Below are 8,162 nucleotides of genomic sequence, written 5' to 3'. Positions count from 1 at the left end.
AGGGCCGCGACGACCTCGTCGTCGGCGCGGCGAGGCGGCAGCCGAGGGTGAGGGGGCGGTTCAGGGCGCGCGCCTCGTTCTGAGCCGGCCCCTCACCGCCGCTCCGGCTTCGCCTGCGCTTCCCGCACGGACGACAAGGTCCGTGTGGGCCTCTCCCCGCGTGCGGGGAGAGGGGACCCGCGCCTTCCCTGAAGATGTTTGAAAAACCGAATCCTCTGGCGGAGAGACGCATGGTCGGCCGCTTGCTTCATCCGTTGGAGATATCTGTCCCTCCAAGCCCACGCTCAAAGGACCCGGCATGACCCCACCCCCCGGCCTGCCGAGCCGCCGCACGCTCCTCGCCGGGGCGGCCTGCGCCGGCCTCGCCACGGCTGCGGGGGCTGCGCCCTCCGGGTTCGGCCCCCTCGGCAAGCCGTCCTGGTCGGCCGACAGCCTCCAGGCCGCCGCCGCCGCCAAGGGGCTGCTCTACGGCTGCGAGGTGCCGTTCCACCGCTTCGATTCGACCCCCGCCTATCGGCAGGCGGTGGCGCGGGAATGCGGGATCCTGGTCTGCGGCACCGAGATGAAGATGGAGGAGGTGCTGCCCGCCCCCGGCCGCACCGAGTTCGCCCGGGGCGACGCGATCCTGCGCTTCGCGCGGAGCAACGGCCAGCGGATGCGGGGGCACACCCTGGTCTGGCACGCGGCGCTGCCGCCCTGGGTGGCGCCGCTGCTCGGCCGGGCGAGTCCGGTCCAGGCCGAGGACTTCATGCGGCGCTGGATCGAGACCGTGGCCGGGCATTACTGGGGGCAGATCGTCGCCTGGGACGTGGTCAACGAGATTTTGGGCAACGAGGCCGATCCCGACCGGGGCGGGGGCCTGCGCGAGTCCCCCTGGCTCGCCGCGATGGGGCCCGGCTACGTCGACCGCGCCTTCCGGATCCTGCACGAGGCCGACCCGGCGGCCGCCGGCACCTGGAACGAGGACGCGGTCGAGCAGGGCGCGCCCTGGATGGAGGCCAAGCGCACCAAGGTGTTGCGCCACCTGGAGGCGATGCGGTCGCGCGGCGTGCCGATCCGGCGGTTCGGGCTGCAATCGCACCTGACCAGCACGGTCCCGATCGACCAGGGCCAGCTGCGCCGCTTCCTGCACGAGATCGGCCAGATGGGGCTGGGGATCGCGGTGACCGAGCTCGACATCGACGACCGGGCCTTCCCGTCCGACGTGGCGACCCGGGACCGGATGGTCGCCGATTTCGCCCGGCGTTACCTCGACGTGGTCCTGGCCGAGCCCGCCTTGCTCGACGTGCTCACCTGGGACATCTACGACCCCGACACGTGGCTCAACGACCACCCCTACCGCAAGCGGCCGGACGGGCTGCCCCAGCGGGCGCTGCCGCTCGACGCGCAGTTCCGGCGCAAGCCGCTCTGGCACGCGATGCTGGCCTGCTTCCGGGCGGCGCCGGACCATACGGCCGCGCGCGAAAAACTCAGGCGGGGGTGATGCCGGTTCGGGGTCCGTCTCCGCGTGCCAGCAGCGTCGCCGGAGACGGCGCGGGTCCCCTCTCCCGGGCGGGAGAGGGACAGGGTGAGGGGCGTGCCCTTTCCGGAAGACCCTGATCCCTCACCCCAACCCTCTCCCGCTCGGGAGAGGGGGCTGCGTCGCGGTCGGCATGGGACGGTGTGAGCGCCCGGCGGCACCGAGTGCAGGCTCAGGCGGGTGATCCGCCAGCAGCCGGCGGCGCAGGCGGGCGCAGGGGCGCTCGACCAGGGTGAACATGCCCCAGCACCAGAGGAGGGTCACCGGGAAGGCCGCCAGCATCAGCGTCAGCCCGTGCAGGCCTGGCGCCTGGTGCAGCACCAGCGCCACCACGGCCATGTGGGCGAGATAAAAACTGTAGGACCAGAGGCCGAGCTGGCGCATCGGCCGGGCGGCGAGCAGCCGCACCGCCCGGCCCTCGCCGTGCAGCAGGTAGGCGAACGGCACGAACAGGGCCGCGCTCTGGAGTGTGTAGCGCAGGGTCTCGCGGAAGGCGGGTTCGCGCAAAGCCAGGGTCAGCAGGATCACCGCGAGGCTGGCCGCGACGTGCCAGGGGCGCGGGCGCCAGGCCCGGTCGCCCGGGATCACCGGGTTGTTCCACAGGCCGAGGCCGCAGCCGAACAGGATCGCGTCGATGCGGGTGTGGGTCCAGGAATAGTTCAGGCTGTAATCGGCCAGCCGCCAGACGTTGACGCACCGGAACCCGAGCACAAGGGCGCAGAGCCCCAGGCAGGCCAGCGCCGCCCGGCGCGGTCGCAGACGCCCCAGCCACAGGATGTAGGCCAGGGGGAAGACCAGATAGAAATGCTCCTCGATGGCGAGGCTCCAGAGGGGCACCGGCAGCACCGCCTCGGTGCCGAACAGGCCGGGATAGTTGGTCAGGAACAGCACCTGGCCGAGCACAGCCGCCGGCTCGACCGGCATCCAGTCGAGGAGCCCCGCCGCGTAGAGCGCCCCGGTGGCGGCCAGGGTCAGGTAGAGCGGCGGCAGGATCCGGAGGCTGCGCCGCAGGTAGAAGGCCGACAGCGAGACCGTGCCGGTGCGCCCGCGCTCGATCCGCAGCAGCGTCGTGATCAGGTAGCCGCTGAGGAAGAAGAACACCGTGACGCCGAAGCCCCCCGGCACCACGTGGCTGAAGCCGCAATGGGCCGCGAACACGATCAGGATCGCGAGCGCCCGCACCCCGTCGAGCTGCGGCAGGTAGGGCATCGTGCTGGGCATGTCCCCGGTGCGCTGGGATCCGGAATCCGGCATGGCGGCGGCTGATCGTCCTTCACGGCACGGCCCGGCAGGGTGCGCCTTTTCTGCGTGAACCGATATCCGCAGGCGGCACCGGAGGACGAGCCCCTCGCCGGATGGTGAAGAGCGCCACCGGCCGGCCCGATCGAGCGGAGGAGATTGGTAACCGTACCGCCCCATCATCCCGCCCGACCGCGCCGCCCCGGGCGCCGTCGGGAGTGTTGCGTATGGTCCCGGCCCGATTCCGCCTGTCCGCCCGCCTCGGCGCGGGTCTCTCGGTGCTGGCGCTGCTCGGCGGCCCCGTCGGCGCGCTGGCGCAGGGTGTTCCGGCAGCGCCGGCCGGCCCCGCTGCGGCCCCGGTTCCGCCGCTCGCCGTCCCGGTCCAGGTGCCGCCGGCGGCAGCCCCGGAGCCTTCGAAGACTCCCGAGCCCAAGCCCCAGGATTCGGCGAAGAATTCGGAACCCCGTCCGAATGAGGCGAAGAGTGCCGAGGCCAAGCCGCCGGAGCCTCCGAAAAAGTCGCGCGAGCCGGCGCCCCTGGTCTACGCCAAGGTCTCCACCGATCCGACCCCGACGCTCACCGCCCGCACCTTCCTGGACACGCTGAAGGTCGCCGACCGCTACGCCGCCTTCGCGGAGGCCGGCGGCTGGGAACGGCTGCCCGACGATCTCATCCGCCTGAAGCCCGGGGAGCGCAGCCCGGCGATCCCGTCCCTGCGCCACCACCTGACGCTCACCGGCGACCTGCCGGTGGACGCGCCGCCGAGCGACCGGCTCGACCCGCCGCTGGTGGCGGCGATCGCGGCGTTCCAGGGTCGCCACGGCCTGCCCGACAGCGGGATCCTTGGCCGGCTCACGATCAACGCGCTGAACGTGCCGGCCGCCACTCGCCAGCGCCAGCTGGCGGCCTCCGCGGCCCGGCTGATGGGCTCGAAATTCCCGTTCGGCGAGCGCTACGTCGTGGTCAACATCCCCTCGGCGAATGTCGAGGCGGTGGAGAACGGCGCGGTGGCCCGCCGCTACGTCGCGGTGGTCGGCTCCCCCGACAAGGCGACGCCCCCGGTGGAGACCCGGATCACCGACATCAACTTCAACCCGACTTGGACCGTGCCGGCCTCGGTGGTGAAGAACGAGATCATCCCGCAGATGCGCAAGAACCCGGGCTACCTCGCCCGGAACCACATCCGCATCCTCGGCCCCACCGGCGAGGTCGACCCGACCAAGATCGACTGGGCGGGCAACAAGGCCGCAGCCTACACGCTGCGCCAGGATTCCGGCTTCGACAATTCGCTCGGCCAGGTGCGGATCGACATGCCGAACCGATTTGCCGTCTACATGCACGACACGCCGGCCAAGTCGCTGTTCGCAGCGAATGTCCGCTTCCACAGCCACGGCTGCGTCCGGGTCGGCCAGGTCAAGGAGCTGGTCGGCTGGCTGCTGCAGGGCACCGACGGCCCGAACGGGCCCGGCACGAACTGGGGGCCGATCGAGATCGAGACCGGCATCGCCGACGGCGAGCGCCGCGACATCAAGCTGGTCAAGCCGGTGCCGGTGACCTTCGTGTATCTCACCGGCTACGCCACCCCGGACGGGAAGGCCCATTTCCGCGACGACATCTATAATCTCGACACGCCGGCCCCAGCGCCGGAGCCCGCCGCCACGGGGGCGATCCCGCCGGCCGGCGCGGCGCAGCCTGCGGCGCCGAAGCCTGCGGCAGTCAAGCCGGCTGCGCCCAAGCCAGCCGCGGTGAAGCCCGCTTCTGCCAAACCGGTGGCGAACAAGGTGACGTCCGTGAAGCCGGCAACGGAGGGGCTTAACCCGGATGCGGCACCGCCGCCCCGCTAAGCCCGGTCCGGCCCTCCAGGCTCGGCTGAGCCGGGACGTGCCCCGACGACCCGTCCGCCTCTCCGCGGAGTAACGGCGCAGGACTTTTCTTTTTGATCTGTCATCGGGCATCATACGCCGGTGCGGCGAGCGTCCGTTGGTGCGGACAGCGAGGATTGTATCGGGCCGCGATCCGGAATTCGGCATGGCTTCACAGTTGGCAAAGATCGAGGCTGGCGGCACGCTCCTCATCCCGGCCGATTTCCGGCGAGAACTCGGGCTCGCGGCCGGCGACACCGTCATGGTCGAACTGGCCGAGGACGGTTTGCGGGTCCGCTCCTTGTCTGCAGCAGTCCGGGCGGCGCAGGCCATCGTCCGCAGCTTCGCGCCGGCCGATCGGAGCTTGGCCGATGAGCTGATCGCGGAGCGTCGGGCCGAGGCGGAGCGTGAGTGAGGCCTTCGTCCTCGACGCGTCGGCGCTGCTGTGCCTGCTTCGCGCGGAGACAGGGTCCGAGGAGGTTGCCGAGGTCCTTCCGCAATCCGTGATCAGTGCGGTGAACCTGTCCGAAGTCTATGCCAAGTTGGCCGAAGCCGGCGGATCGGAAGCGCAAATCACGCAGGCAGTCGGCGTCCTCCGCCTCGCGATCGAACCGTTCGATGACGAACAGGCCCGGATTGCGGGGATCCTGCGCCTTCCAACGCGGTCGCTCGGGCTCTCGCTAGGCGATCGAGCCTGCCTCGCTCTGGCAAAGCAACGCCAATCGGTTGCCGTGACGACGGATCGTGCCTGGAGCCGGCTGCCTGCTGATCTCGGGCTGACTGTCAGGATCATCCGCTAGAATAGCATCCGAGAAGGCGAGGCCTGCCCGAGGCTATTGGCGGCCGTCGGTGAGCCCCCAAGCTCCAGCTTCACGTTCACCAGCCCCGGATCCTCCGGATCCCGCGCCTGCGTGAAGCCGAGCCGGCGGCAGACCGCCAGCATCGGGCGGTTCTCGGCCAGCACCATACCCTCGACCCGGCCGATCCCCTCGGAGCGGGCCCAGTCGATCATCAGGCGCATCAGCGCGAAGGCGAGGCCGGTCCCCCGCGCGTCGCGGCCGACCGCGATGGCGTATTCGCCGCTCTCGTGGTTGGCGTCGGCGTGCAGGCGGACGGCGCCGAGCATGCGCTCGCGCCCCTCCGGGTCGACCTCGGTCGCCACGAAGGCGATCGCGCGGGCGTAGTCGAGCTGGGTCAGCCGGGCCAGGAAGGCGTGGCTGAAGGCGCGCACCGGGCCGAAGAAGCGCAGCCGCAGGTCCTCCGGGTCGAGACCCTCGAAGAAGGTGAGGAACAGGCCCTCGTCCTCGGGCCGCACCGGGCGCACCCGGATCGTCCGGTCCTTGAGCTTGAGGGTGCGGACCCATTCGGCCGGATAGGGGCGGATCGCGAAGCGCGGGTGGCCGCGGCCGTGGCGGCCCCGCTCCGAGCGCCCGATCCGCACCCGGGCGTCCAGCGCCAGCACGCCGGTCTCGTCGGCGAGCAGGGGGTTGATGTCGAGCTCGCGCACCTGCGGCAGGTCGGCGGCGAGCTGGGAGAGCTTCACCAGGGTCAGGGCGATCGCCCCGAGATCGGCGGCCGGCACGTCGCGATAGCCTTCGAGACGCCGGGCGACCCGGGTGCGGCCGATCAGGTCGCGGGCGAGGGCGAGGTCGAGGGGCGGCAGGCTCAGCGCGCGGTCGTCGATCACTTCGACCGCCGTGCCGCCCCGGCCGAACACCACCACGGGGCCGAACACCGCATCCTCGGCGAGGCCGGCGATCAGCTCCCGGCGCTTGCCCCGGCGGACCATCGGCTGCACCGCGAAACCGGTGACCCGGGCATCCGGCCGCTCCCGCCGGGCGCGGGCCAGGATGCTGCGCGCGGCCTCGCGGACATCGGCCTCGCTGGTCAGGTCGAGCTGGACGCCGCCGATATCGGATTTGTGGACCACGTCCGGCGAGACGACCTTGAGCGCCACGGTGCCGCCCGCCGCGATGATCGGCCAGGCGGCGGCCGCGGCGGCGTCCTTGTCGGGGGCGAGGGCGATCGGCACGGTCGGGATGCCGTAGGCCTCCAGCAGGCCGTTCACCGCGATCGGGTCGAGCCAGGCCGCCCCCTGGCGGAGCGCAGCGGCGATGATCGAGCGCGCGCGGGCCATGTCGGGGGAAAAATCCCGCGGCAGGGAATCCGGCGTGCGCATCAGGTCGTCCTGCGCCTCGCGGTAGCGCACGAGGTGCAAAAACCCCTCGATCGCCTCGGAATCGGTGGCGAAATGCGGGATCCCGGCCCCCGCGAAGGCCGCGCGCGCCGCCTCGGCATCGCCCAGGGAGACCGCGAAGACCGGCTTCTTGCGGGTCTGGCCGGCGCGGGCGCGCTTGACCGTCTCGGCGATCGCCCCGGCCACCGCACCGACCTGCGACCGGACCGTGGGGACGTGGATCGCCAGCACCGCGTCGCTGGTTCGGTCGGCCAGCAGCGGCGCCAGGGCGTCCGAGAAGGCCGGGCCGTCGGCATCGATGCCGAGGTCGATCGGGTTGCCCGCCGGCCGGCCCTCGGCCTCGGGGATCTCCGCCAGGATGCCCGCGCGGTCGGTGAGCTTGTCGGCGGCGAGCAGGCCGATGCCGCGGCCGTTGGTGAGGATCGCCAGCCGGTCCCCCGGGAACGGGCGCTGGCGCCCCAGGGCCTCGACGGCGGAGAACATGGCGTCGAGGTCCGGCACGGCGAGCAGGCCGGCCCGCCGGAAGGCCGCGGCGTAGACCGTGTCGGGTCGGGCCAGCGCGCCGGTATGGGTCACGGCGGCCCGCGTGTCCGGCCGGTGCCGGCCGGCGCGGAGCACCACCACGGGCTTGGCGCGGGCGGCGGCCCGGGCCGCCGACATGAACCGTCGGGCATCGGCCACGCGATCGAGGCAGAGCAGGATAGCCCGGGTCCGATGGTCGGCGGCGAAATAGTCGAGGCAATCGGCCACGCCGATATCGAGCACGCTTCCGAGGGACAGCACCGCGGAGAAGCCGGTGCCATGCCGGGCGGCCCATTCGACGATCGCGGCCGCCACCGTGCCGGATTGCGAGACCAGGGCGAGATCCCCGGTCGCGGGGGCGTGGGCGAACAGGCTGGCATCGAGCTTGGCGGCGGGCACCACGAGGCCGGCGCTGTCGGGGCCGAGCAGGCGCAGCCCCTGCGCGCGAGCGATCCGGTGCGCCACCGGCCCGGGATCGTCCGGCCCGCGGCCGAGCCGGGCGGTGAGGATCACGGCCGCCCCGGCGCCGATCGCGGCGGCCTGGGCGACCACCTCGGGCACGCTCGGCGGCGGCACCGCGATCAGCACGAGATCCGGCACGACGGTGAGGTCGGCGACTCGCGGCACGCAGGGCAGGCCGTCCACGGTGTCGTGATCGGGCTGGACCAGCAGGATCGCGCCGGGAAACCCCGCCCGGCGCAGATTGTCGAGCACGCTGCGTCCGAGGGAGCCCTCGCGCGCCACGGCCCCGACCAGGGCGATCGAGCGCGGTGCCAGGAGCTTGTCGAAGCGGTAGGTGCTCACGGCGCCGACGGCTCGGTTC

The 8,162-nt window shown here is 72.4% G+C and carries 6 protein-coding genes; 4 read left to right on the top strand and 2 right to left on the bottom strand.

Translation table 11 applies throughout. The features are described 5' to 3' along the window. Nucleotides 1-298 precede the first annotated feature (298 nt). Nucleotides 299-1,483 (top strand): endo-1,4-beta-xylanase, encoded by a 1,185-nt coding sequence (locus MKK67_RS23465; RefSeq protein WP_243970005.1) that lies wholly within the window; start codon nt 299-301, stop codon nt 1,481-1,483. Between the two features lie 120 nt (nt 1,484-1,603). Here MKK67_RS23465 and MKK67_RS23460 read toward each other — a convergent pair whose 3' ends face one another. Beyond that, nucleotides 1,604-2,740, bottom strand: a complete 1,137-nt coding sequence (locus MKK67_RS23460) for an acyltransferase family protein (protein WP_243970003.1) — start codon at nt 2,738-2,740, stop codon at nt 1,604-1,606. A 245-nt stretch (nt 2,741-2,985) separates the two neighbouring features. Between MKK67_RS23460 and MKK67_RS23455 the strand changes: the two genes are divergently transcribed. The 3 genes from MKK67_RS23455 to MKK67_RS23445 all read left to right on the top strand — a co-directional run bounded on the left by MKK67_RS23455 (nt 2,986) and on the right by MKK67_RS23445 (nt 5,420). Then, a complete protein-coding gene (locus MKK67_RS23455; protein WP_243970001.1) occupies nt 2,986-4,602 on the top strand; it encodes a murein L,D-transpeptidase in 1,617 nt (538 codons plus the stop codon). A gap of 184 nt (nt 4,603-4,786) precedes the next feature. Then, on the top strand, nt 4,787-5,035 hold the full coding sequence (locus tag MKK67_RS23450) for an AbrB/MazE/SpoVT family DNA-binding domain-containing protein (RefSeq protein ID WP_243969999.1): 249 nt from the start codon (nt 4,787-4,789) through the stop codon (nt 5,033-5,035). Further along, nucleotides 5,028-5,420, top strand: a complete 393-nt coding sequence (locus tag MKK67_RS23445; protein WP_243969997.1) for a type II toxin-antitoxin system VapC family toxin — start codon at nt 5,028-5,030, stop codon at nt 5,418-5,420. The genes MKK67_RS23450 and MKK67_RS23445 overlap by 8 nt, the downstream gene beginning before the upstream one ends. On the opposite strand, the gene MKK67_RS23440 is transcribed toward MKK67_RS23445, so the two are convergent. Then, the gene (locus tag MKK67_RS23440; RefSeq protein ID WP_243969994.1) at nt 5,417-8,143 is read right to left on the bottom strand and encodes a bifunctional acetate--CoA ligase family protein/GNAT family N-acetyltransferase; all 2,727 of its coding nucleotides are present in this window, start codon (nt 8,141-8,143) and stop codon (nt 5,417-5,419) included. The two genes, MKK67_RS23445 and MKK67_RS23440, sit on opposite strands and share 4 nt — an antisense overlap. Between the last annotated feature and the right edge of the window lie 19 nt (nt 8,144-8,162).

Origin of the sequence: Methylobacterium sp. J-072 (assembly GCF_022829425.1) — a bacterium.
Classification (GTDB): domain Bacteria; phylum Pseudomonadota; class Alphaproteobacteria; order Rhizobiales; family Beijerinckiaceae; genus Methylobacterium.
The sequence above is the reverse complement of the archived record's forward strand: the minus strand, read 5'-3'. Positions and strand labels throughout refer to the sequence as shown.

Excerpts from the sequence above, each read along its gene's own strand:
- MKK67_RS23465 (WP_243970005.1), top strand. The coding sequence starts at position 299 with ATGACCCCACCCCCCGGCCTGCCGAGCCGCCGCACGCTCCTCGCCGGG.
- MKK67_RS23460 (WP_243970003.1), bottom strand. The coding sequence starts at position 2,740 with ATGCCCAGCACGATGCCCTACCTGCCGCAGCTCGACGGGGTGCGGGCG.
- MKK67_RS23455 (WP_243970001.1), top strand. The coding sequence starts at position 2,986 with ATGGTCCCGGCCCGATTCCGCCTGTCCGCCCGCCTCGGCGCGGGTCTC.
- MKK67_RS23450 (WP_243969999.1), top strand. The coding sequence starts at position 4,787 with ATGGCTTCACAGTTGGCAAAGATCGAGGCTGGCGGCACGCTCCTCATC.